Source organism: Streptomyces halobius, assembly GCF_023277745.1.
Lineage (GTDB): Bacteria > Actinomycetota > Actinomycetes > Streptomycetales > Streptomycetaceae > Streptomyces > Streptomyces halobius.
Genome location: NZ_CP086322.1, coordinates 8,311,398 through 8,335,062, shown reverse-complemented (window position 1 = coordinate 8,335,062; position 23,665 = coordinate 8,311,398). Strand labels below are relative to the sequence as shown.

Genomic DNA, 23,665 nt, shown 5'->3' with positions numbered 1-23,665 from the left:
TCACTGGCTCTTGAGCAGCTGGTCGATGATTTCCTGCAACTTCTTGCGCGTCTCGTTCTCCAGCCCGACCTGCTCTCTTATCCATCGCGGATCCGCGCCCGACACATAGGCCGCGCTCCTGGATTTCTTCGATTCGTTCGCGGCCTTCGACAGCCACTGAAAGTTCAGCGGGGCACGCGCGACCACGTACATGTTCCGGGGCGTGAGCTTCATAAAGCCCCGCATCTGGACGAGTTCGGCCAAGGGGACGATGTGGTCCGGCGAAACCTTGGGCTTCCCGGAGTTATACGATCCGATCGTACGGCCGGACGCCGCCGGATACGCCGTATCTCTGTCCGTGGCCTGCGGACGCGCGACGCCACGGAGCCTGATGTCGCCTACCCTGCCCGGGTTGCCCTTTCGGATGACTTCGTACACCTGGCGTATCGGGGAGTTTTTGGGGACTTGCCAGTTCTTGCCGTTCGGGGGCGGCGGGGGTGCGGTCCAGTTCGACGAAACGGGCTTCTTGGCCTGCTCAAGATCGGATAACTTCCGCCGGGTAGGCGCCTTAAGGCCCAGAGGGCCCGAGTCCTCGTCCTCGAGCGCCCTCATCGCCTGGTAACACGCCCGCAGTTGGGCGACGACCGTGGCTCTGCGGGCCTCTAAGGACGCTTTCTCCGCGTTGTACGCCGCCGCGGCCGCCGATTGCGCCGGCATCCGGAATACATGCGGTTTGGCGTTGTGCGCACGGATCTCCGCCCCGATCTGCCGGGCGGCCGCAACCTGTGTCGCGCATAGGTCAACCGGTCGGACCGGTTTGGCCTCCGCCGGGGAAATGAACCCGAAGAGTGCGGCCAGCACCACCAGCGCGGCCAGGAGCCGCTTGAATATGCGTGGCAAACCCATACCTCCCCCATCAATCAGAATCTGGCCGTGTCAAGCAACGGCTCACCCTGCGGAGCCCGCTAAGCCTCTAAGCCGCTAAGCCCACGAGACATGCCTGGCATGGGGATGACGGGTTCCGTTTCTCGGCTCAGTGGTTATGGACGCCTCGTCAGGTGCCGGGCCATTTTCAGCGCAGTCGCGCAGCAGCCGTCGGCCGCCAATGGCCCGCCTACGCCTGCTCGTTTTCGACCTTGCCCATGGCCCATCGCTCATCGCCCGTTGCCCGGGATTTCCCTGGTAAGACGTGCCGTGCCTGCATCGGACGTGGCTGACGCTAGCCACGTCCGATGAAATCCCGCTTGTACGGCAATGAATCCGCTGATGGGAGGGCATTGGCAGTCGGCTCACCGAAGGAGAGCCGAAGGGCCGGGGAGAGCCGAAGGAGAGCGGAGGAGTCCGAGTTGGTGGCCCGGCGCGCACAGGTGGAGCGGTCCCACGCCCGTGAGATCCGCGAGGAGCCGTGGCTGCCGGAGGTGGACCGCGCCCGGATGGTGGATCCTCGACCATGTCCACGACTCCTCGACCACGTCCACGACTACAAGAGCCGAACCCTGGCCGCGCATGTGCGCTGGCTGGAGGAGATCCTGGAGGAGCTCACCAAGCGAGACCGGGAACCGGGCGGGGCCGCCCCTCGGCATCGATCGCGACAAACGTCAGCCGGCCGGTGGCCACTTCGGCGACCGGCCCCGAGGCATTCCAACGCTCGGCCGTCACACGGACCACCACCGTCATCGACGTCCGGCCCGCCCCTTCGAGTTCGGCACGCACGCTGAGCAGATCGCCGGCGCGTACCGGGGCCAGGAACGTCATCCGGTCCACCGACACGGTCACCGCCGGACCGTCGGCATGCCGCCCGGCGGCGGCCGCGGCCGCGTCGTCGATGAGCTTCATCACCACGCCACCGTGAATGGTGCCGTAGAGGTTGGTGTCGTGCTCGCTCATGATGTGCGCGAGCGTCACCTGGGAATCGTCCGGCGTCTTGGCGGCGGAATCCAGGGTCGCGGTTCGGTCGGACACGTCAACTCTCCTTCGCGAGTCGCGGAAAACAGCCCGGGGATCGAAGGAGTGGCGGGCGGCGAGGCACGGGGCCTGCCCGGTTCCGCCGGCCCCGTCGAGCCGTCGGGATCACCGCACGCCCCGGTGGCATGCGGGCAGCGGCAGGTCTTCGGACTCACGGGCACGCCTCGCGTACGTTCGAGTCGTTCGCACGAGTCGTCCGTACGAGGCATCTACTGGCCGTCGCTTCCCGGGCCCGAGCGCGGGCCCAGTGCGTATGACGGCGGTCGTTCCCGCTCACCGCTGCGGGGCAGTCCCGGATTCCCACCAGGTTCCCTCTTACGACGCGCCTGCCTGGCTGACAGGGCGAACCAGCTGCAGCGCCAGGGTAACCACAGCCGGATTCCCGCGTGGTCCGCAGGCCCCGTTCCCCGGCTGAAGAGCGCCGGCGCGCGGTGGGCGGAGCGGTATCGCACGCGGGTCCTGCCGGGTGGCGGAAGGGCGGGCACCAACAGTCCGGCCCCGGAACCCTCCCTGATGGTGGACGGCGTCAGGCTGGGGCCGGACGCGACCCCGCTGCGGCAACAGGCCGATGTCCGACGGCCGGGGAGTTGCCCCGGTTATCGGCGCCATATCGCCTAATCTTCCAGAAATGACGTCACGTCACGAAGGGGAAATTCCGTGCCTTCTCGCCTCAACCCGTACATCAGCTTCGACGGCAACGCCCGACAAGCGATGGAATTCTACAAGGAGGTCTTCGGCGGCACCCTGAGGATGAACACGTACGGAGAGTTCGGCGAGAAGGAGGCCGGAGACGCCGCCGACAAGATCATGCACAGCATGCTCGAAACGGACAGCGGGTTCACACTCATGGGCGCGGATATCCCCCCGGGGATGGCGTACAAGCCCGGAAACAACCTCTCCGTGAGTGTGAGCGGGGATGACGCCGCCGCACTGCGCGGCTACTGGGACAAGCTCTCCGGCGACGGCACGGTCACGGTCCCGCTGGAGAAGCAGATGTGGGGCGACGTCTTCGGCATGTGTACGGACCGCTTCGGAATCACCTGGCTGGTCAACATCAGCGAGCAGCCGGCCTGAACGGGCAGCGGCCGCGCGGGCCCGCTGCCCGGCATGGGGGATGGAATCCCTCCGCGAAAAGCCTCACTGCCCGCAGCCCCGTGCCCTGCACCGTGCCAAGGCTCCGGCTTCAAGGGGCCACCATTCTCGGCAGGTTGTGAGCGCTCGAACCGGCCGGTCCACGGGCTGCCCGGCAGCAACTGGGACCAGACGAGGCCCCTGGCCAGGAGAGGACCCTGACCAACACCGGGTCAGGGTCCTCGTCCGTCCACGTGGGCGCTGCGGAGCTCCCCCCTGGCGTCAGCCTGCGGACAGTCCGGCGTCGGACGGGCTCGGTGTCCGCGTCTCCTGATGCTCGTCGGCAGCGCGGCCGGCCTGCTGGGCCGGGATCCGGCGTACGCATTCGATGAGGTAGTCGCCGGTGTCCGGGTCGAGGGTGACGCCATGGGTTTCGCTGCGGAAGCCGGGGAAGCCCCGGTCGAAGGACTCCAGGGCCGTCAGGTAGCGCAGCAGCGGCCCGTCGGGGGTGCCGGTGTTCTCGCCGGGCATCAGGACGGGGATGCCGGGCGGGGTGACGGTGACCATGGCGGCGGCCACCCGGTCGGCCGCGTCGGCCAGCCGTACCCGCTCGGTGCCACCGCGGATCAGGCGCTGATAACACGTCTGGGGCGGGGTGACGGGCTCGGGCAGGTCCTGGAAGGCGGTATCGAGCAGCTCGACCAGGTGCGCCTCGCGCAGGTGGTCATGCATCTCCTGGCACAGTTCGCGCAGGGTACGACCGGTGTAGCGCTGGTGGTACTCGGCGACCAGCTCGGGTAGCACGCGCTCCAGCGGCGCGTCCTCGTCGTAGAGCGCCTTGAAGTCCATCAAGGCGTCCATGAGGGTTCCCCACTTGCCCTTGGTGATCCCCATGGAGAACAGGATGAGCGTGGTGTAGCTGTCGGTCTTCTCCACCACGATGTTCCTGGTGGCCAGATAGGCGGTGAGGACGCGGGCGGGGATGCCCCAGTCGGCCATCTGCCCGGTGGCGTCGATGCCAGGACAGGTGAGGGTGACCTTGACGGGATCGAGCAGGCAGTACCCCTCGGTCAGGCCGGTGAAGCCGTGCCAGTCGGCGTCCGGCTCCAACTGCCAGCAGGCCGGTTCGCTGCGCAGCAGTTCGGCCGGCGCGTCGGCGAAGGGCAGCCGCTCGCCGGTGTCCGGGTCGGTCACGGTCCCGGGCTGCCAGACGCCGAAGAACCAGCCGGGCCGGTCACCGGCGGCCGCCATGCGTCGTCCGACACGTACCACCGTCTGGCGGAAGCGGATGGCCTCGGTCACCGCCTCGTCGATGAGCCAGCGGCCTTGCGGCCCGTCCATCATGGCGGTGGCCACGTCCAGGGAGGCGATCATCGGGTAGAGCGGCGAGGTGGTTCCGTGCATCATGAACGCCTCGTTGAACCGGTCGTGCTCAACAGGCGCCCGGGGCGCGGGCTTGACGTGCACCATGGCGCTCTGCGACAGCGCCGCCAACAGCTTGTGGGTGGACTGGGTGGAGAAAACGGTGGGGCGTTCGGGGCCGGGGAAGGTGTCGGGGCCCACCGCCATCCCGTAGCGCCCGGCGTAGAGAGGATGAAAGCGGGCGTAGGCGAACCACGCCTCGTCGAAGTGGAGCCGGGGCGTGCTGGGGGCGATGGCCCGGGCGACCTGGAGGGCGTCGTAACACAGGCCGTCGTACGTGGAGTTGGTGAGCACCGCGTACTGGGCCTCGGGCGAGACCGCCCCCTGGGCGAGCGGGTTGCGCGCGATCCGGGAAGCGACCGAATCCGCCCGGATCTCGGCGGGCGGCAGGGGGCCTGCCAGTCCGTAGCCGTTGCGGGTGGGAATCAGATAGACCGGCCGGGCTCCGGAGAGGACCAGGCCGTGCAGGACCGACTTGTGGCAGTTTCGGTCCACCAGCGCGATCTCGTCCTGGGTGACGCTGAAGTGCCCGACCATCCGGTCGCAGGTCGAGTCGCCGTGGAGTACGAAGTAGGTGCGGTCGGCCCCGAAGACGCGGGCGGCGTTGCGCTCCGCCGCGCCGACCGGGCCGGTGTGCTCGAACAGGGAACCGAGCTCCTCGACCGAGATCGACAGGTCGCTGCGCAGCAGCCGTTCCCCGAAGTAGTCGTGGAAGGCCCGGCCGACCGGGGATTTGAGGAAGGCGACACCGCCGGAGTGGGCGGGTGTGTGCCAGGAGTACTCGTGCGCATGGTCGAAGCGGCGCAGCGCCGTGAAGAACGGCGGCAGCAGGTCCTGCTGGTAGGCGCGGGCGGCGCCGGCGATCCGTCCGGCGATGAAGGGCGCGGTGTCCTCCAGCGGCCAGATGTACCCGACCACGGTCTCGGCCACCCACAGCGGCAGGTGCTCCAGGTCTTCGCCGGCCGTGACCAGGAAGACCGGGAGATTCTGGAAGCGGCGGCCGGCCTGGCGCAGTACATCGGCACCGCCCGGTTCGCCGCTGGTCTTGCCGGCCTCCGGAAGATCCCAGTCCACCACGGCGGCGGCCAGGCCCGCCTCGGTACGCAGTACCGCCTGGGCGTCGTCGCGCGTGGACGCCCAGCGCACTTCGAAACCGCAGTTCTCCAACTCCTTGTGGACCCGGCGCAGTTGCTCGGCTCCGATACCTCCGCTCTCTGGGAACTCACGTACCGCGAACAGAACCGTCCCGTGTGTCATAGTGCCCCTCATGCCCCTCTGCGCGTATCGGCGCATGGTCTGCTGGTCCGCACCATGCGTGACCCCTGGAGAGACAACCGGAAGGTCACCGTCAGTAACGCACCAACCAGGTCGAAACCACCCCGATGAGGGAAACACCGCGCAAGGAGGAGTGCGCCGCCTCAGGGCTCCGTACTCGTCGGCGTCGATGTAGTCGCGGGGCCGAAGGTCAGGGCGAGCAGCGCCGCCAGGGCCCGTACGGACACGAGCGTCAGTGGGGCGGCACACGACCGACCGGTGACGGGCGTCCACGAGACGCTGGGGCCGGTCCGCGAACACCGACGGTGACCGATTCTGACCGGCGGGCTGCACCCCCTGCTTCGTACGGTCGTTGGGCACGGGAGCCGTCCCGCCAGACCGGGAGCCGTCCCACCAGACCGGAGGTCATGTTGCCGTACCCGCACTGCACCACGTCGTCCGACAGGCCCGTCGGGCACACCGCCCGTACGGCACTCACGCGCCTCCTTCCCGTACTGCTCGCAACCGTTCTGTCCGTGCTGAGCGGATGTTCGTCTCCCTCGGGGACCAGAGGCGAGGGCACCACGACAAGTCCGCACGCCCCGCCGTCCGTCTCGGCCTCGGCGACGCCCTGCACCAGTGACGAACCCCTCGTCTGCAAGATCCGCGCGATGTCTCCGGAGGAGCGTGCGAAGGCACGCGAGACACGGATCCGGTACCACCGGCTCATCGACCGTATGCACGACTCCGTGGATACGATGCGGGCACAGGGCAGGTCGGATGAGGACATCGCGCGGAAGGTGGTGGACATGCGCAATCAGGCCAAGGACATCACCCGTAGCGGAATGTCTCCCCAGGACGTGAAGGCCCTGGAGAAGCGCAACGTCAAGAAGTACGGCAACCCGCTGGGGCCGACGGCGGACCAGCAGTTCGCCCGGTACGGCAGTTGGGGCGAGGTCATCAAGGCCGCCATGAGGAGCAACCCCGCCGTCGACCGCGAACTCGGCCTCAAGCCGCACCAGTGACATGACGACGCACCGGATCCCGCTCCAGGACTATGACCGCCACGACCTCGTGTGGGCCCTGGATCCGCCCTCGGGGCATCTGTCGACCGGGTCCGGTCGGTGCCACGGCTTTGTCCGAGTCTCCTCGGCGAAGAAGCCCGTCGCGGCCCTCTTCGCCGACGCCGGACGGCTGTGGCTGCAGTACGGCGACCGCCACTGGGACTGCGAGGAGGTGTCGGTCCGGCACTCCACGGCGCCGGACGGCACCCGCGAGTTCACCGTCACCGGTCCACGCGGCACGGAGCTCTGCCTCGGTTACCCCGCGCCGCGCCCGGAGCCCTTCGACCCCGCGTACGACTGGATCGACACGCTGGCGGACGATTTCCTGCTCTGGGTCGCCGAGCGCCTGGCCGCTCCAGACCGCCGCGAGGCACTCCGAGAGCACTACACGGCAGGCTTCACCGCCGCGTGACGGGGACCGCCTCCCCGCCCGGAAAGGCCCTGTTAAGGCCCGCAAACTCCCCTCCGGCACCGCGTACATGACGGACCGCCGACCGCGACGAGCCCGCCGTCTGGAACGGCACCGTACTTCTTCACGGCCACGGCCACCGCGCTACCGCGCTACCGCGCCTCCGGATTACCAACCGGGCCAGGTGGGAGGCGCCGGGGAGTTCGGTGAGCGCGGCGCCGGGGCCGGCGTCGGCGATCTCCCGCAGATGGGCGGGCGGGTCGCTCCAGGGGCGGTCCAGGTGGCGTAGGGACCGTCGAGGACGATGTCCCACTCGTGGCAGAGGAAGCACTCCCGCCGGGAGAGGTCGTGACGGTAGGTGGCGACGAGCCGGTCGCGGGCAGCCCGGTCGGTGACCGAGCGCGGGAGCGGGTCGCACGCGCGGTGCGGGTCGTGCGGGAAGCACATCTGTGTCACGAGCCGCTGGGCGAACGCCGTCCCGAAGAGGGAGGAGTGGGTGTGGGCCGGGCGCCAGGCGTTGGTGTGATTGCGCCAAGGGTAGGCCCGCGGCTTGACGGAGGTGAAGACGCAGCGCCCCTGATCGCCCGTCAGGGTGCGGTCCATACCGGTGAAGTCGGTGTCGAGCGGGGACGGTGCTGGTCGTGCGGATGGGCGTACCGGCCCGACGCGTTGGCCTGCCACATCTCCATCCGCTGGCCGCGGACGGGGCGACCGGCCCGGTCGAGGAGGCGGCCGGAGACGGTGGTCCGCCAGCCGGGCGAGGCCCCTGGGGTGACGCCGATGCGGTGCGCGGCGATGCGCCGACTCAGGAGCCCTGCGGACGAGTTGGTTGGGGACGGTTCCGGCGAGGCGGGCGCCGGAGGCGCCGAGCAGGTACCCCAGGACGATGGAGCCGCCCTGGGGGTGAGTATCGCGGGGTCGAACTCGGGCCGTGCGGCGACGCAGCCGAGGACCTGGGCGGCGCATGCCTCGTCGAGTTCGATCGTCCGCGCGGCCTGTGTCACCGCTTCGAGACCCGAGGCGCAGAGTCGGTTGACGGTCACGCGCGGCGCGGAGGTTGCGCAGGCCGGCCGGCAGAGCGGCCATGCGGCCGGCGTTGCGGTTCTCCTCGCCCGCGCCATTGGCGTCGCCGAGGCGGATGTCGTCGATCCGGGCCGGGGCCAAGTCCGGGACGCGGGCGAGCAATGCGCGGATCGCGTGGGCGGCGAGGCCGTCGGGGTGAACGGAACCAGTGCACCACCGATGCCGATGATCACCTTCCCTGGAAACGGCCCCGTTGGCGGGGTCGCCACGGGCGGAGACCTGCATGGCGCTGCGGACGGCGACGTCGATGTGATCACCGCGGATCGGGACTGAGCAGCACCGGCGTCCACGACCGGGTCACGCACAACCGGCAGGCCATGAACGTCACGCTCCGGCGGCTGAAGGAGGCGCTGGAGACATCACGGCAGAGCGCCCCACCTGCGCACACACCCGCTCGGACACACCCGAGGACACCCCCGGCGCATTCACAAGTGCACAATCTCGTAAGCTAGTTCTCGACGCGAAGGAGCCCCTGCTCAACCGTCCGGCGACCAACCTCGGGCTGACAAGGGCTCCCTGCGTGGAACCACCGCCGTTCCTTGCGTTCACGAGAGGGGTCCACATGCAGTCTACGAAGAGGCGTCCCACAACAACCATCCGCTTCGCGCAGCGCTGGCGCCGCTACAGCCGGCTCGCTGCCACACACTTCGTGCGGGGTGCGTCGTACGCGTGCGGCACTGCGGCCATCGGCTTCGTAGTGTGGTGGGCGCAAAGCCGCTAGCCGGCTGAGCACGACCGCCCGAACCGCAGAAGCGGCCCCTTCGCATCACTGCCGAAGGGGCCGTTGACTGACGCGCGGACCCGAGCCCCGGGCACGTTGAACCGATCGCCGAGCTCAACCCGTCGTTCCTCTGGGCCGCTTACCGGCTGGTCTCCACAGCCCACGCCCCGAAGGCGGCGAAGACGGCGCTCGCCGCCATGGACGCGCGCAACCGATACCTCTCTGCGGCACCGCCCCACCCGCAGACCTCTCCATCGGCCGGCTGACATTCCCGTCGGATCTCCCACTGGCCGCACAGAACGCGGCCGTAGGGGCCTTGGCGGACTGAGCAGACTTAGCGGACTCAGTCCGCTCGCACGGAATCCAGCAGGGTGGCGCACCGGCCGAGCAGACCGACCAGCGTCGCCCTCTCCTCGTCCGTGAACTCGGCGGCCAGTGCGCGCTCGACGCGCACGGCGCGCGCGTCCGCGTCCTTCATGACGGCCCGGCCCCGGTCGGTGAGCCGGGTCTCCAGGACGTTCCGGTGCCACTCGTGCGGGGTGCGCTCGATGAGGCCGCGCTCCTGGAGGTTCTTCAGCACCGTGTTCATGGTCGGCGGCGTCACCCCGCAGGCCCGCGCCAGCGCAGCCGCGGAGATCCCGGGCTTCTCCGTGAGACAGAGCAGGGCGGCGTACTGCGGAACCGTCAGACCGGACGGCTTGAGGGCCGCGTGCTTGGCGCCGTTGAGTGCCCGCTCGGCGAGCTTGATGGAGGATCCGAGGCGCTCGGACGCGGGCATGGACGTCATCTCCGCATCGTAACGGCCGTACAGAACGGAAGCCCCAACCCCATCAATGAGACCTCAATGTTTGATATGTACCTTGACGAAGATTAGAACTCTTACTTACTTTCGTGTGCATCCGATACGGCGAACTCCTGCCATCTCCATCTCCCCTTCTGGGATCCATCACCGAGAGGCGTCCCCATGTCCCGTACGATCCGGTGCCGGCGCCGCGCTCTGACCGCGGCCGCCCTGGCCCTGACCGCCGCAGTCCCCGCCTCCCTCGCCGCCACCGCGCAGGCGGACGCGCCTTTCCCGCGTCCGGCCGTCGCCCGGCCCGCCGTCCAGCCGGAGGCCCACGCGCGGGTCTCCGTCGCGCACGACCTGCCGGGTGACCGCGTCTACCCGGAGGGCATCGCCGCCGACCCTGTCAGCGGCGATCTCTACGTCGGCTCGTACACGACCGGCGCCATCTACAAGGCGACGCCCGGTCACCGCACCGCCGTGGTGTTCCTGCCGGCCGGCACCGACGGACGCACCACCGCCAACGGCCTGAAGGTGGACCGAGCCGGTCACCTCTGGGTCACCGATTCGACGACCGGCGTCGCCGTGTACGACCTGCGTACCCGCGCGCTGATCGCGCGGTTCGACGTGACAGGGCCGGCCAAGTCGTTCGTGAACGACATTGCGATCACCCCGGACGGAACCGCGTACCTGACGGATAGTTACCGTTCCGTCCTGTACCGGGTCACGCCGCAGCAACTGGCGCGGGCCGCGGCGCACGGCCGACGGGCCGAGCTGACCACGGCGTACGACCTGACCGGCGCGCTCGGCCCACACCCGGCCGATGACGTCACGCTGAACGGTATCGCGGCGGACCGCTCGGGCCGCTCTCTGCTGACCGTCGACATGACCGCCGGAAACCTCTACCGCGTCGACCTGGGGTCCGGGGCGGTGCGCCGGGTCGCGCTGCACGGCGCGAACGTCCTGAACGGCGACGGCCTGGAACTGCGCGGCGACACGCTGTGGGTCGCCCACAACATCACCAACACGGTCAGCCGCTGGCACGTCTCCAAGGGCCGGGCATCGGCGCGCCTGGAGCGCAAGGTCACCGACAGAGCGCTCCAGATCCCGACCACCCTGGTCCGCACCCACGGTCGCACGCTCGTCGTACGGTCCCAGTTCGACAAGGGCGGACCGATGGGCCCCGGAACCCCGCAGCGGCCGTTCACGGTGGCGGTCGTGAAGGGAATCTGACGGCCACACGAGCGACGGGCGACACCAGCGAGCGCCGCCCCCGCGTCTTCTCTATGAAGGTCCTGCCGATCCTCCTCTCTGTGCATGTGCAGAGGCTTGTTGATCTTCGGGCGTTGCTCCGGTCGTGAGGGGTAAGCCTGGGCCCTCTGACGCAGCGTGTGCGGTGATCGCGCCGTCGCTTCCGCCTGCGGACCGGGCCAAGCCTCCCCCTTACCCTCCTCCCCGGCCTTATCCCTTCTCCTCGGCCATTCCGGCTTTCTCTGCTGCCGCGATGCGTTCCTCAGCCTCGGCCAAGTCCTCCTCCGTCGGGGCATCGTCCTGGGTGAGTTTGCGGCGCCAGTAGCCGGTGAAGTCGATCTGGCGCTTGTCCATGCCGCGCTCCCCCACCAGGTGTCGCCTCAGCCCGCGCACCATGCCTGCCTCGCCTGCGAGCCAGGCGAATACCGAGCCGGACGGGAACGGGGCGGCTTCGCGTACGGCGCTGAGCAGGGCGTCACCGTGCCCGGCCGCAAGGCCGTCGCGATGCACCCAGTGGACGGTCACGTCGGCCAGGGTGGTGAAGTGCTGCTCCTCTGCCGCGTCGGCCACCTCGATGTAGGCCATCGCGCGGGCCCCTGGGGGCAGCGATTCCACGAGGGAGCCGATGGCCGGCAGGGCGGTCTCATCGCCGACGAGCAGCAGCCAGTCGGCGGTGTCGAGCGGCAGCGGTCGGGCGTAGACCGCTGCCGGGCCGTAGCGGGCGAGGGTGTCTCCTACGGACGCGGAGGCCGCCCACCGGGTTGCCGGGCCGGTCTCCGCGCCGGCTGCCGTTGCGGACGTGCCGTGGAGCACGAAGTCGACGGTTATCCGCTGGCGGTCGGGGTCGTAGGAGCGCACCGTGTAGCTGCGCATCCAGGGGCGTTCATCCTCGGGTATGGCGAGGAACGCCTGGTACCAGCGCATGACGTCGCCGTCCGTGCTCTCGTCGGGCAAGCGGGGCACGGTCTGGCCGGGTTTGGGGAAGCACAGTTTGAGCTGCTGGTCGGGCCAGGTGGGGAAGTCGTCGAGTCCGTCCCCGGAGAAGGTGATACGGGCCATGCGCGGGGTGATCCGCCGGACGTCGGTGACCTGGATGAGCGCGACGGGCACGTCCGCCATCGAATCCTCCGTGAAGGGTAGGGAAGTGGGTGGGGGGGTAGGTGGGTGGCGGTCTCGGGCGGGTGTGGGACGGGCGGCCAGTGATCGTCGTCCGATACTCCGCAGGCTGTTCCTGGAGGTAGAGCCGCAGGTGGCGTGCCGTCAGTGAACCGCCGCGGGATATGAGTTCGGCGGGGGTGCCGGTGAAGAGGATCCGGCCGCCGTCCTGGCCAGCGCCCGGTCCGAGACCGATGAGCCAGTCGGCGTGTGCCATTACGGCCTGGTGGTGTTCGATGACGATGACGGTGTTGCCGTCGTCGACGAGTCGATCCAGCAGGGCCAGGAGCTGGCCCACATCGGCGAGATGGAGTCCGGTCGTGGGCTCGTCCAGGACATACATGACGCCCTTCTCCGAATTGGCACTGAACAGGGCGGCCTTGACGCCATTGGCCTTGGCGAAGGCGGTGCGGATCGGGCCGAGGAGACCGGTGTAGGTGGCCGGGTTGCCGCGGCGGGGGCCTCGGATCGCGGACTGGTCGGCGACGATCACGCCGTCCCTCCGGGGCAGCGAGCCGTGCACCTTCACCAACAGGCCCTCGTAGGTGATGTCGGAGGTGCCCTGTTTGATTTTGGTGGCGGGCTTGTGGAGGAAATCCTCCCACCGGGCGGGGGTGTAGTCCTTCAGTTTGACGTCGGGGTCGACGACGCCGGAGTGGGCGAGCGTTCTGCCAGTGCCAGGAGCCGACGGTGAAGCCGGGGGCGGTGATCGTGCCCTCGCTGAGGGAGAGTTCGACGTCCACGAGTTCGTCAATGTCGACCGTCGAGACCCGCCCCAGGCCCTCGCATCGCTGGCACATCCCCTCGGCGCTGTTGAAGCTGAAGGCGGTCGAGGGTCCGACATGCGGGGCGCCGAGGCGGCTGAAGAGGATGCGCAGCATGGTCTGCGCGTCGGTCGCGGTGCCGACCGTGGAGCGGGAGTTGGCGCCCATCCGTGCCTGGTCGACGACGATCGCCGCGCTCAGTTTCCGCAGGGCGTCGATATCGGGCCGGCCCCGGCTCGGCATGAACGACTGGATGAAGGCGGTATACGTCTCGTTGATCAGCCGCCGCGACTCGGCGGCGATGGTCCCGAAGACGAGCGAGGATTTACCGGATCCGGAGACGCCGGCGAAGACCGTGAGCCGACGCTTGGGGATGTCGAGCGAGATATCGGCGAGGTTGTTCTCCCTCGCCCCGCGGACCTGGATCACATCATGACCGTCCGCAGCATGACCGGACGCGGCGGACCACCGAGACTCCGCACTCCCCTGATCCATACCGCCCCCCTGATATCCTTACGATGTAAAGAGTTATCTCTGCGAGAGATTACTTTATGCCGTAAGGAGTTGCAAGTGGTTCTCTTCGCCGGCCAGGGCGACCCCCACCGTTCGATGTCGCTGCTGTGGCGCACCGGACACGACGTGGGGAAGCGCTCCGCGCCCGGACCCAAACCGGCACTGAGCGTGGACGCGATCGTCGACGCCGGAATCGGGGTGGCCGACGCCGAGGGCATGGCGGCACTGTCCATGCGCGCGGTCGGCGAGCGCCTCGGGCGTACCGCGATGGCGCTCTACACCTATGTCCCCAGCAAGAGCGAGCTGGTGGACCTGATGTACGACCGCGCGCTCGCCGAACTGCCCACCGACTACGACCTCACCGGGGGCTGGCAGGCCGCCGTGACGTCCTGGGCCGAGGACACCTGGGAGTTCTACCTCCGCCACCCATGGGTGCTCCAGGTGTCCCAGGCGCGGCCGGTGCTGGGGCCCAACGAATATGTCGCCCTGGAGACGCTGGTACGCCTGCTGTACGCGACGGAACTGCCGTCCGCCGCGCTGCGCCGGATCGTCGGTACGCTGTTCCACTTCGTCCGCGGCTCCGCGCAGACCGTCACGGAATCGCGGCTGGCCGCGGCGGCGACGGGCGTCTCCGACGAGGAGTGGTGGCAGGCCCGCTCCACCGTATTGTGCGACGTCGTCCCCGACTTCTCGGACCGCTTCCCGCTCGTGGTCCGCCTGGAGACCGAGGGCGCCTCCCACGGCGCGGACGGTCCGGCACCTGATGACGACGCAGTGCCCCACATGGAGCGCGAGGCGAAGACGACCTTCGAGGTCGGCCTGGACGTCATCCTGGACGGCATCGAGGCGGCCATCGACAAGAGCCGGTAGGACCGGGCCGCCGAGGCCGGGCGGAGCTCCTGGGCTGGATTCTCCGGGACTTGACCGTCCCTTCCCGCCCAGACGACCGTCCGTCGCGACCCGCTGGAACGTAGTTTCTGCCCGTCACCACCGGAGGGGCATCTGACAGCGCTCCTGGCCCGGTCCCGCAACTCGGCGGCCGATTTAGGGTTGAGTCCGGACATGAACGTAAAACCGACCGCGGGTTACCCCTTCCAGCGCATCTCCGGCCCGCACCACCCCCCGCCGCCCGCGCCCCGCCGGGCGGAGGAGGAGACACCGATCTTCGATCAACTGCTCAAGGAATGGCGCGCCGGTGAGCTGCGGCCGGTCGTGTCCTGGCCGGTGGACGAACCGGGGAAGAATAGGGTGAGCGCCGGTGTGGGGACCGAAGAAAGCGTTCCCCGTCCGCGGACCCCCAATGAGGAGCATGACCGTGAGCCTGTACGACATTCCGCTGCGCACCCTGACCGGTGACCCCGCTTCGCTCGCCGACCATCGGGGCAAGGCGCTGCTGATCGTCAATGTCGCGTCCAAGTGCGGGCTGACCCCGCAGTATTCGGGCCTGGAGCGGCTCCAGGAGCGCTACGCCGACCGCGGCTTCAGCGTGCTCGGTTTCCCCAGCAACCAGTTCGCGGGCCAGGAGCCCGGCACCGCCGAGGAGATAGCCACGTTCTGCTCGACGACGTACGGGGTCAGCTTCCCGCTGTTCGAGAAGACCGACGTCAACGGCGAGGGCCGGCACCCGCTGTACGAGGCGCTGACGCGCGCCGAGGACGCCGAGGGCGCGTCCGGCGATGTGCAGTGGAATTTCGAGAAGTTCCTCGTCGACCCCGCGGGTGAGGTCGTGGGACGGTTCCGGCCGCGTACGGAGCCGGAGGCCGAGGAACTGGTCGCGGCCATCGAGGCGGCGCTGCCTTCCTGACCGGCCCCGGAGGCGCGCCGCCGGGCGGCTCGCGCCCATGCGGACGGGCCGTCCCGTCGGCGCGCGATCGGCGCCGGTTACGCCTCTCCGCCCGTAAGACCGCGCAACCCGTGTGCCCCTACACCACGGCGCCGTCCGCCACGTCCGTGACACCGGGGAGGGCGACACGGCCGATCATGCTGATGTGGTCGGCCACGATGCCCTCGACGATGAGGCCAGGGGCGACGGCCTGGTGGGGGACGATCTCGAACTGGCCGGTCAGGCGGGTCATCCGCAACAGCCGCGCGATATTGCCCCGGTCGGGGACACCGGTAAGCCGCAGCCGGCCGCCCCGCTCCCGCGTCCGCTGCCGGGCGCGGACCAGCAGGGACAGCCCGGCGCAGTCGATGAACGTCACCGCGCGCAGATCGAGCAGCAGATCCGGGTGGGTGCCGGTGAGACCGTCCAGCCGGTCGGACAGCACCGCTACGGCGAAGATGTCCAGCTCACCGCGGAGTTCGAGCACGGTGGTGGTGCCGGCCGCCCGTACGCTTCCGACGAATCCCTGGTAGTCCTGGCCCGCGCGGTCGGGGACTTCGGTATCCCGGCCCACGACGTCCTGGCCCTCGTCCATCATCAGCCCGACCCACTTTCGTGCCAGTGCGCGGGATGCGGATATCGCCACGCGTGCGGAGGAGGCGTACGGAAGGTGAGGGGAGCGCCCGGCGCGATCCTGACGGATCAGACGCGTCCGGGACGTCTGGCTCTATAAGCCCTTACGCGTCTACGGCATACCCACCCGACGGGGTGTCAATTCATGTCCGGAGTCAGGAATATGAGTTTCCTCAAAGCCGACGACGCATGGAGGCGCTCTGGGCGCTCGGCCCCATGGGGCCTTCCCGCTCGGGCATCCCGCACCCGGCCCGACCGCACCGTCCCGACCCGGGGCAGCGGGCGCTCGGCCGGACGAGCGGCCGGTCGCTGGCGGGGCGGTCACGACACCGGGCCGGCGGCGCGCACGCGCTCGTACGCCGGTCATCGCATCGGCGGGCTCAGCTCCGTCCGGCAGCCCCTTCAGTGGGCTCAACGGGGTACGACGGGCTCATCCGCCGCGCCGGGCGCACCGGTCCCCTCCCGCCCTGCCCGGCCTGCGAGCATGAATCGCGGCGCCCAGAGGAACCCCGGAAGTGACCGGACGGGAATCCCTTGACCTCAAGATTGGTTTAGGTTCTAGGTTCCTTTCATGTCGCCGGTGGCCACGGCGATCCCGTGACAACCACGACACCTTGGAGGCCGCGATGGACATGGAAGTCACCGCCTGGCATTCCCTGCACAGCACGATGACCGCGCAGCAGGGCAGGCGACCGTTCTCCCGCGCCACACTGCGCCGCATCCTCGCCTTCGCCCGCCCGCACCGCCGTCGACTGGTGTGGTTCCTGGTGCTGAGCACCGTGACGGCGATGCTCGCGGTGGCGACCCCGCTGCTCGCCGGGCGGGTGGTCGACGCCATCGTGGGCGGCGACCCGGCCCCCCTCGTCGTCGGCCTGTCCGGGCTGATCGCCGGCATCGCGCTCGCGGAGGCGGGCCTCGGCCTGCTGACCCGGTGGCTGTCGGCGAGCATCGGTGAAGGGCTGATCCTGGACCTGCGCACCACCGTCTACGACCACGTCCAGCGGATGCCCCTCGCGTTCTTCACCCGCACCCGCACCGGGGCGCTGGTCAGCCGGCTCAACAACGACGTCATCGGCGCCCAGCGGGCCTTCAGCGACACCCTCTCCGGAGTCGTCAGCAACATCGTCACGCTGCTGCTCACCCTCGGCGTCATGCTGAGCCTGTCCTGGCAGATCACCCTGATCGCGCTGGTGCTGCTGCCGGTGTTCGTGCTGCCCGCCCGCCGGGTCGGCCGGCGGCTGGCCGCGCTGCGGCGCGAGGGCGCCGACCACAACGCCATGATGGGCACACAGATGACCGAACGGTTCTCCGCGCCGGGCGCCACCCTGGTGAAGCTGATGGGCCGCCCGTCCCATGAGTCCGCGGAATTCGCCATCCGGGCCCGGCGTGTGCGCGACATCGGGGTCCGCTCGGCCATGGTGCAGACCTACTTCGTCACCGCGCTCACCCTGGTCTCGGCGCTGGCGCTGGCCGTCGTCTATGGTCTGGGCGGTCTCTTCGCGCTGCGCGGGCAGCTGGAGGCCGGTGCGATCGTCTCGCTCGCCCTGCTGCTGACCAGGCTCTACGCTCCGCTGACCGCGCTCTCCGGCGCGCATATCGAGGTGATGAGCGCGCTGGTCAGCTTTGAGCGGGTCTTCGAGGTGCTGGACCTCAAACCGCTGATCTCCGAGAAGCCGGACGCCCGTGCGGTGCCCGAGGGCCCGGTGTCGGTGGAGTTCGACTCCGTACGTTTCAGCTACCCGTCCGCCGACAAGGTTTCCCTCGCCTCCCTGGAAGAGGTCGCCAACCTCGACACCCGGGGCGGCGAGGAGGTCCTGCACGACATCTCGTTCCGCGCCGAGCCCGGCCAGATGGTCGCCCTGGTCGGTTCCTCGGGCGCGGGCAAATCGACCATCGCGCAGCTGCTGCCGCGGCTGTACGACACCGATGCCGGCGCGGTCCGGCTGGCCGGGCACGACGTCCGCGATCTGACCGCCGCCTCGCTCCGTGACGTGCTCGGCATGGTCACCCAGGACGGGCACCTGTTCCACGACTCGATTCGCGAGAACCTGTTGCTGGCCAGGCCGGAAGCGACCGAGGAAGAGCTGTGGGACGCACTGCACCGCGCCCGGCTGAAGGAGCTGGTGGGATCCCTCCCCGACGGTCTGGACACCGTCGTCGGGGAGCGGGGCTACCGGCTCTCCGGCGGCGAACGGCAGCGGCTGACGATCGCCAGGCTGCTGCTCGCCCACCCCCGGGTGGTGATCCTGGACGAGGCCACCGCCCACCTGGACAACACCTCCGAGGCGGCCGTCCAGGAGGCACTCACCGAGGCGCTGGAGGGCCGCACCGCGGTGGTGATCGCCCACCGGCTGTCGACCGTACGCGCCGCCGATCTGATCCTCGTCGTCGAGGACGGACGGATCGTGGAACGCGGGACGCACGACACCCTGCTGGCAGCGGACGGGAGGTACGCGGAGCTGTACCGGACGCAGTTCACCACGTCCGATTCCGGCCCGGATGCCGCCGAGGACGCGGGCCTCGAAGCCGCCCTCGGCAGCGGCCCGGACACCGGCTCCGGCCCGGACACCGGCCCGGACTTCGTCAGGGAGACGGCGCTGGTCCGCTGACGGCGCACCGGACGGTCCCCGCCCCCAGGCGGGGACCGCCGTATGCCGAACCGAAGCGGACGACAGACCTCGGACCACGGACGCATTGCCCCGTACGGATGCGGACACACCGCGGAGAACCGGCCGCGGCCGCACCCTTTTCTTGACCGGTGCGCCCGCGCACACTGGCCCTCCGCGCCGGCGATCCGGCAAGAGGGGAGATGGTATGCCCAGACCGCTCGGCCACCGGGCGCAGTGGCTCGCGTCCCCCTGGACACGGGGCACGACCGCGGCGCTCGCCGGCGCGCTGCCGGTCCTGGTCTTCCCCTCGCCGTCCTGGTGGTGGCTGGCGTATGTCGCCCTGGTCCCCTGGCTGCTGCTGGTGATGTCGGCGCCGACGAACCGGCGCGCGGCGCTGGACGGCTGGCTGGGCGGCACCGGCTTCATGCTGGCCGTGCATCACTGGCTGCTGCCGAGTCTGCACGTCTTCATCCTCGTACTGGCTCTGCTGCTCGGAGCGCTGTGGGCACCATGGGGGCTGCTGGTGCGCGCACTGCTGTCCGACACCCGCGGCGTGCGAGGGGCTGCGCGGACTTCCGGGACGGAGTCCGGTGGAGGGTGGTGGGGGGTGACGGAGAGGGGGGCAGCCCGAAGGGCTTCCGGTGGAGGGTGGTGGGGGGTGACGGGTGGGCGGTACGCCGCCGCACTGGTGCTGGTGCCGTCGGGCTGGCTGATGGTGGAACTGGTCCGTTCCTGGGAGTACTTGGGCGGCCCGTGGGGCCTGCTGGGCGCCAGCCAGTGGCAGCTGCCGCCCGCGTTGCGGCTGGCTTCGGTCGGCGGGGTGTGGCTGCTGAGCCTGCTGATCGTGGCCGTCAACACCGCGGTGGCCGAGCTGATCGCCCGCCCGGCGGCCCGGCTGCCCGCCGTCGCCGGACTGCTGGTGTGCGCGCTCGCCGGCACCGCGGCCTGGTTCTGGGCACCGCTCCCCCGGCCCGTGGGCACGGTACGCATCGCGGTCGTCCAACCGGGCCTCGTCGACGGCCCCGGAGGACGGCTGGCCCGCAGCGAAGCGCTGACGCGCTCCGTGGCCGACCGCGGCGTGCGGCTGGTCGTCTGGGGCGAGAGCAGCCTCTACCGGGATCCGGCCGAACACCCCGCGCTCGCCGCCCGTCTTGCCGCGCTGTCCCACCGTACGGGCGCCGACCTGCTGGTCAACACCGACGCGCCACGCGCGGGCCGGCCGGGGATCCTCAAGAGCGCGGTGCTGATCGGTCCGGACGGGCCGACCGGTGACCGCTACGCCAAGATGCGGCTGGTGCCGTTCGGCGAATACATACCGGCCAGGTCCGTCCTGGGCTGGGCGACCCGGGTCGGCAAGGCCGCCGCCACCGACCGTCTGCGGGGCACCCACCCGGTGGTGATGCCGGTTTCCACCGCGGGCGGACTGCGCATCGGGCCGCTGGTGTGCTTCGAGACGGCCTTCCCCGACATGAGCCGCCATCTGGCGCGCGACGGTGCGCAGGTCCTGGTCGCCCAGTCCGCGACCTCGACGTTCCAGGACAGCTGGGCGCCCGCCCAGCACGCCTCGCTCGCCGCGCTGCGCGCCGCGGAGACCTGGCGGCCCATGGTGCACGCCACGCTCACCGGGGTCAGCGCGGTGTACGGGCCGCGCGGCGAGCCGGTCGGCGAGCGGCTGGGCACCGACCGCAGCGCCGTCGCCGTGTACGATCTGCCGCTGGCCGAGGGCACCAGCCCGTACGCCCGGTTCGGCGACTGGGCGCTGTACGGCGCGCTGGGTGCCCTGGTCCTCTACGGACTGACCGGCGCCGTCGCGGGACTGCGGTCGGTCAGGAAGCCTGCCCGAGCGCCTCGGTGACCACCCGTTCGCACAGCTCGTGGGTGCCCAGCGCGTCCCGGGCGGACGGCTGCCGGCCGACCCGTACGTCGTCCAGGAACGCCAGGACGATCTGCTCGATGCCCCGTTGGCGGGCCACCGGCACCCAGTCGCCGCGGCGCCGCACGGTCGGCTGTCCCTTGTGGTCGATGACCTCGGCGAGATTGACCACCTGGCGCTTGGTGTCGTGCCCGGAGACGTCGAGGATCTCCTCCGAGGAGCCGCTGAGACGGTTCATGGTGCCGATGGCGGTGAAGCCGTCGCCGGAGAGCTGCAGGACGACATGGTGCATCAGCCCGTCGCGGATCCTGGCGCGCACATCGATGTGCTCGATCTCGCCGGGCACCAGGAAGCGCAGGGTGTCGACGACATGGATGAAGTCGTCGAGCACCAGGGTGCGCGGGTCCTCGGGCATGCCGATCCGGTTCTTCTGCATCAGGATCAGATCGCGGGGGTGCTCCAGGCACTGGGCGTATCCGGGGGCGAAGCGGCGGTTGAAGCCGACGGCCAGCCCCACTCCGCGCTCCTCGGCGAGCCGCACCACGCGCGTGGATTCGGCGAGTTCATAGGCGATCGGCTTGTCGACATAGGCCGGCACGCCGGCCTCGATCAGCCGGGTCACGATCTCGGGGTGTGCGGGGGTCGGCGCGTGCACGAAGGCCGCGTCGAGGCCGGCGGAGAGCAGCGAGTCCAGGTCCGTGTGAAGCTGTGTCCCCGTCAGCTTGTAGGCGTCGCCGACCCGTTGGAGCGTGGGCGGGGTGCGGGTCTGCAGATGCAGTTCGACACCGGGTTGCGTGCCCAGTACGGGGAGATATGCCTTCCGGGCGATATCGCCGAGTCCGATGCAGCCGACCTTCACTCGTTACTCCTTGGGTAGTTCCGCGGTCCGGGTGCCCCGCGCCCCGGCAGCATACGTGGCGGCCGGCGGGCGCCAGTCCGCGATGCCGTCCAGGGCGCGCAGCGCGAGATCCGGTGCGAGCCGGGCGTTCGCGGCCATCAGGGCGGCGCGCAGTGCGCGGGCCGGACGCGACCGCCAGGTGGCGAGACGGCCGATCCGCCGGGCCCGCCGTACCACGTCCATGGTGCGCGGCAGCCGCTGCCGGGTGTAGGCGGCGAGTGCGGGCCCGAGGGCGGTGTCCGGCGCGGCCTCGTGGGCCAGTACGACGGCGTCCTCGATGGCCTGGCATCCGCCCTGACCGAGGTTCGGGGCCATGGGGTGGACGGCGTCACCGAGCAGGGCGACGCGTCCCCGGTGGAAGGCGGGCGGCGGGGCGGCCGCGGTGTGGACGTCGTTGCGGAGGATGGCGGCCGGGTCGACGGCGGCGAGGAGGTCGGGGACGGGGTGGTGCCAGTCGCCGAAGCGGCGCAGGAGTTCGGTCCGTTCGCCGTACGCGGCCCGCCCCCGGGGCGGCACGGTCGCGGTGGCGTAGACGTAGACGCGTCCGTCGTGCAGCGGCACGGTGCCCCACAGGCTGCCGGGGCCCCAGGTCTCATGCGCGACGTACGGACGCGCGGGCGCGGGGACGACGAAGCGCCAGGCGGTGAAGCCCGCGTAGCAGGGCTCCGGGTGGCCGGGGAAGAGAGTGCGGCGGACGGCGGAGTGGATGCCGTCGGCGGCGACGACGAGATCGGCGGTCAGCTCCTCGTCGCCGTTCCCGCCCGCTGCGACCCGTACGCGGGCCGGGCGGTCGTCCCGTTCCGGGTCTCCCGCGTCGACGAGTTCGGCCGCGGCCCGGGTGCGTACCGCTCCTTCGGGCAGCCGGGCGGCGAGCAGGCCGACCAGTTCGGCGCGGTACGCGATGGCGACCGGGCCGCCGAAGCGCCGGACGGCCGCCGCGTTGTCCGTACGGGCCAGCCGGCGGCCACTGGGCAGGCGGAGGTCACCCGCCGCCTGCCAGACGGCCATGGCGCGGACCGCGTCACCCGCGTCGATGGTGTCCAGCGCGCGCTGGGCGTTGGGCGCGAGACCGATGCCCGCGCCGACTGGTTCCAGCGCGACCGCTCGCTCCAGGACGGTGACCGACCAGCCGCGGCGGTCCAGTGCCACCGCGGCGGTGAGCCCGCCGATTCCGCCGCCGATCACGATCGCGGTGCGCTGCCCCATGATCCCTCCCATGCCGACCTCTGCAGCCCTCCGAAACTACATCCGTAGTCCCTCCATCGAACACTACATCCGTAGTCGACGCGATAGGCTCACCTGCCATGACCGCCCGCAGCACCCCCCGCAACGAGCTGATCGCCGATACGGCCCTGACCCTGCTCGCCGAGCGCGGGATGCGCGGGCTGACCCACCGGGCCGTCGACGAGGCGGCCGGGCTGCCGCAGGGCTCCACGTCGAATCTCCAGCGCACCCGGGCGGCCCTCCTGGAGACGGCGGTACGGCGACTGTCCGAGCGCGAGGCGGCGGTACTCACACCGGGCGAGATGCCGCACGCCCCGGCGGCACCGGGCGACGGGGCCGACGCCAAGGCGGCCGTCGCCGACGCGGTCTCGCTGGCGCTGCACCGCTATCTGTCCCGGCACCGTCAGCTGCTCGTCGCCCGTTACGAGCTGGCGCTGGAGGCGACCCGCCGGCCCGAACTGCGGGCGATCTACGACCAGGCGGGCCGGGCCTTCCGCGAGCCGATGACGGCGATGCTGGCGGCGGCCGGGTCCACCGCCCCCGAGCGGCACACGCTCAGCATGGTCGCCTGGTGCGACGGAGTGCTGTTCTCCTGCACGGCCGGGCAGTTCCACGCCGCCGTCCCCACCCGCGAAGCGCTGCGCGCCTCCTGCGCGGAACTGCTCGACGGCCTGATGAGCCGATAGCTCCAGCCGTGCGCCGGTCGTCGCCTCAGCGCTCCGCCGTTCACCCCTGGGGGGGCATTCCTAAACCCCCATGTGTCAAGGACAGTTGCGCGGGTGCGCCGATTACTCACCGTCTCGATCCTGGCGGCGGCGGTCACGACGACCGTCACCGGCTGTCTGGCCGTCGACCCTCGCCCCGTCCTCGGGGGGCCGCCCCCTCCCGGGCCGAACTCACTCACCGTCGAACCACTGGGCCCGCGCGTCCGGCTTCCCGCGGAGGAACGCGTGGCGATGGTGGTGCCCGCGCCGTCGCCGTCGCAGTCGCAGTCGCAGTCGCAGTCGCAGTCGGCGACACGGTCGTCGGCCCCGCCGCTGTCCTCGTCTTCGCTGTCCTCGTCATTGTCGCCGTGGGCGGGGAGCCGCGCGGGGGCGGACGAGGATGCGGCCGTGGAGGGTGCGGAGGGCGAGGTCCGCGGGGCTGCCGGCGCCTTCGGGGATGGGGACGC

Annotated in this window: 16 protein-coding genes, 4 pseudogenes and 1 riboswitch; of the genes and pseudogenes, 9 read left to right on the top strand and 11 right to left on the bottom strand. The window is 70.5% G+C overall.

The features are described from left to right. Nucleotides 1-879 carry a hypothetical protein gene (locus K9S39_RS37800; protein WP_248867809.1) on the bottom strand — a complete coding sequence of 293 codons (879 nt, stop codon included), beginning with the start codon at nucleotides 877-879 and terminating at the stop codon, nucleotides 1-3. A 654-nt stretch (nucleotides 880-1,533) separates the two neighbouring features. Then, nucleotides 1,534-1,866 (bottom strand): annotated as a pseudogene (locus tag K9S39_RS37795) (acyl-CoA thioesterase); the annotation flags it as partial. Between the two features lie 198 nt (nucleotides 1,867-2,064). Next, nucleotides 2,065-2,312: riboswitch (cobalamin riboswitch) on the bottom strand. A gap of 289 nt (nucleotides 2,313-2,601) precedes the next feature. Between K9S39_RS37795 and K9S39_RS37790 the strand changes: the two are divergent. Beyond that, nucleotides 2,602-3,018 carry a VOC family protein gene (locus K9S39_RS37790; RefSeq protein ID WP_248867808.1) on the top strand — a complete coding sequence of 139 codons (417 nt, stop codon included), beginning with the start codon at nucleotides 2,602-2,604 and terminating at the stop codon, nucleotides 3,016-3,018. A 279-nt stretch (nucleotides 3,019-3,297) separates the two neighbouring features. Here the strand turns inward: K9S39_RS37790 and K9S39_RS37785 are convergent, their stop codons facing one another. After that, a complete protein-coding gene (locus tag K9S39_RS37785; protein WP_248867807.1) occupies nucleotides 3,298-5,694 on the bottom strand; it encodes an Orn/Lys/Arg family decarboxylase in 2,397 nt (798 codons plus the stop codon). Between the two features lie 668 nt (nucleotides 5,695-6,362). On the opposite strand from K9S39_RS37785, the gene K9S39_RS37780 reads away from it, so the two are divergent. Beyond that, a complete protein-coding gene (locus K9S39_RS37780) occupies nucleotides 6,363-6,716 on the top strand; it encodes a hypothetical protein (RefSeq protein ID WP_248867806.1) in 354 nt (117 codons plus the stop codon). A gap of 1 nt (nucleotide 6,717) precedes the next feature. Then, on the top strand, nucleotides 6,718-7,167 hold the full coding sequence (locus K9S39_RS37775) for a hypothetical protein (RefSeq protein ID WP_248867805.1): 450 nt from the start codon (nucleotides 6,718-6,720) through the stop codon (nucleotides 7,165-7,167). Between the two features lie 261 nt (nucleotides 7,168-7,428). Here K9S39_RS37775 and K9S39_RS37770 read toward each other — a convergent pair. From K9S39_RS37770 to K9S39_RS37760, 3 genes and pseudogenes are all read right to left on the bottom strand, one after another. Then, a pseudogene (locus K9S39_RS37770) lies at nucleotides 7,429-7,931 on the bottom strand (dioxygenase family protein); the annotation flags it as partial. Nucleotides 7,932-8,120: 189 nt separating this feature from the next. Then, nucleotides 8,121-8,472 (bottom strand): annotated as a pseudogene (locus tag K9S39_RS37765) (thiolase family protein); the annotation flags it as partial. An 839-nt stretch (nucleotides 8,473-9,311) separates the two neighbouring features. Then, nucleotides 9,312-9,755, bottom strand: a complete 444-nt coding sequence (locus K9S39_RS37760; RefSeq protein WP_248867804.1) for a MarR family winged helix-turn-helix transcriptional regulator — start codon at nucleotides 9,753-9,755, stop codon at nucleotides 9,312-9,314. 177 nt (nucleotides 9,756-9,932) lie between these two features. Between K9S39_RS37760 and K9S39_RS37755 the strand changes: the two genes are divergently transcribed. After that, nucleotides 9,933-10,985, top strand: coding sequence for an SMP-30/gluconolactonase/LRE family protein (locus K9S39_RS37755; RefSeq protein WP_248867803.1), 1,053 nt, complete (start codon nucleotides 9,933-9,935; stop codon nucleotides 10,983-10,985). Nucleotides 10,986-11,213: 228 nt separating this feature from the next. Here the strand turns inward: K9S39_RS37755 and K9S39_RS37750 are convergent, their stop codons facing one another. Next, a complete protein-coding gene (locus K9S39_RS37750) occupies nucleotides 11,214-12,122 on the bottom strand; it encodes a siderophore-interacting protein (RefSeq protein ID WP_248867802.1) in 909 nt (302 codons plus the stop codon). A gap of 109 nt (nucleotides 12,123-12,231) precedes the next feature. Further along, nucleotides 12,232-13,417, bottom strand: a pseudogene (locus K9S39_RS37745) (excinuclease ABC subunit UvrA); the annotation flags it as partial. Nucleotides 13,418-13,492: 75 nt separating this feature from the next. Between K9S39_RS37745 and K9S39_RS37740 the strand changes: the two are divergent. Both K9S39_RS37740 and K9S39_RS37735 read left to right on the top strand, forming a co-directional pair. After that, nucleotides 13,493-14,305 (top strand): TetR/AcrR family transcriptional regulator, encoded by an 813-nt coding sequence (locus K9S39_RS37740; RefSeq protein WP_248867801.1) that lies wholly within the window; start codon nucleotides 13,493-13,495, stop codon nucleotides 14,303-14,305. A 445-nt stretch (nucleotides 14,306-14,750) separates the two neighbouring features. Beyond that, entirely contained in the window at nucleotides 14,751-15,239 is a 489-nt protein-coding gene (locus K9S39_RS37735; protein ID WP_248869148.1) for a glutathione peroxidase, read from the top strand. Nucleotides 15,240-15,357: 118 nt separating this feature from the next. On the opposite strand, the gene K9S39_RS37730 is transcribed toward K9S39_RS37735, so the two are convergent. After that, a complete protein-coding gene (locus K9S39_RS37730) occupies nucleotides 15,358-15,903 on the bottom strand; it encodes an STAS domain-containing protein (RefSeq protein ID WP_319949611.1) in 546 nt (181 codons plus the stop codon). Between the two features lie 613 nt (nucleotides 15,904-16,516). Between K9S39_RS37730 and K9S39_RS37725 the strand changes: the two genes are divergently transcribed. Both K9S39_RS37725 and lnt read left to right on the top strand, forming a co-directional pair. Next, a complete protein-coding gene (locus K9S39_RS37725) occupies nucleotides 16,517-18,499 on the top strand; it encodes an ABC transporter ATP-binding protein (protein WP_248867800.1) in 1,983 nt (660 codons plus the stop codon). Between the two features lie 205 nt (nucleotides 18,500-18,704). Beyond that, on the top strand, nucleotides 18,705-20,354 hold the full coding sequence (lnt, locus tag K9S39_RS37720) for an apolipoprotein N-acyltransferase (RefSeq protein ID WP_248867799.1): 1,650 nt from the start codon (nucleotides 18,705-18,707) through the stop codon (nucleotides 20,352-20,354). Here lnt and K9S39_RS37715 read toward each other — a convergent pair. Both K9S39_RS37715 and K9S39_RS37710 read right to left on the bottom strand, forming a co-directional pair. Further along, the gene (locus K9S39_RS37715; RefSeq protein WP_248867798.1) at nucleotides 20,326-21,231 is read right to left on the bottom strand and encodes a Gfo/Idh/MocA family protein; all 906 of its coding nucleotides are present in this window, start codon (nucleotides 21,229-21,231) and stop codon (nucleotides 20,326-20,328) included. The two genes, lnt and K9S39_RS37715, sit on opposite strands and share 29 nt — an antisense overlap. Before the next feature lie 3 nt (nucleotides 21,232-21,234). Next, nucleotides 21,235-22,476: an FAD-dependent monooxygenase gene (locus K9S39_RS37710; RefSeq protein ID WP_248867797.1), complete on the bottom strand. Its 1,242-nt coding sequence runs from the start codon at nucleotides 22,474-22,476 to the stop codon at nucleotides 21,235-21,237. Between the two features lie 98 nt (nucleotides 22,477-22,574). On the opposite strand from K9S39_RS37710, the gene K9S39_RS37705 reads away from it, so the two are divergent. Continuing rightward, nucleotides 22,575-23,180 (top strand): TetR/AcrR family transcriptional regulator, encoded by a 606-nt coding sequence (locus K9S39_RS37705; RefSeq protein WP_248867796.1) that lies wholly within the window; start codon nucleotides 22,575-22,577, stop codon nucleotides 23,178-23,180. Nucleotides 23,181-23,665: the final 485 nt, after the last annotated feature.